Source organism: Colwellia ponticola (genome assembly GCF_005885605.1).
GTDB lineage: Bacteria > Pseudomonadota > Gammaproteobacteria > Enterobacterales > Alteromonadaceae > Colwellia > Colwellia ponticola.
Genome location: NZ_SZVP01000084.1, coordinates 1 through 472 on the forward strand (window position 1 = coordinate 1; position 472 = coordinate 472).

Below are 472 nucleotides of genomic sequence, written 5' to 3' on the forward strand. Positions count from 1 at the left end.
GTTTTCGATAAAAAAATCATATAGTTTATTGCGCAAAGTTCCATAGTAACTGGCTGAACTTTCAGTTTTTATTTCCAAAGCAAAAATGACTCCGAGAACTCTTGTTGTTGTTACTTTTGGATGATTTTTCACGCGTTCTTCAAACTCCAAATGTCTGTGATTGACACGAACTACATTCGCTTGCATTTCATCGGTTTGCAACAAGTCTAAACTAGCCAAAGCTGCCGCACAACCTGTTGGATTTGCTGTAAAGGTGTGTCCATGAAACAACGCTTTATTAATGTCGTCATCATAAAAAGCATCAAATAAATCCTGCGTAAAAGTCGTAATTGCCATAGGAATAGTCCCTCCAGTTAATGCTTTGGACAAGCACATCATATCTGGTTTTTCCACCAAATAATCCGTTGCAAAAATTCTTCCGGTTTTCCCAAAGCCCGTCATCACTTCATCCGCAATGGTTAGGACATTATTC

1 protein-coding gene is annotated in these 472 nt (G+C 38.3%); it reads right to left on the reverse strand.

All coding sequences use genetic code 11. From position 1 onward, the window contains the following. On the reverse strand, positions 1–472 hold a 472-nt coding region (locus tag FCS21_RS17710), incomplete at both ends, for an aminotransferase class III-fold pyridoxal phosphate-dependent enzyme (RefSeq protein ID WP_138624495.1).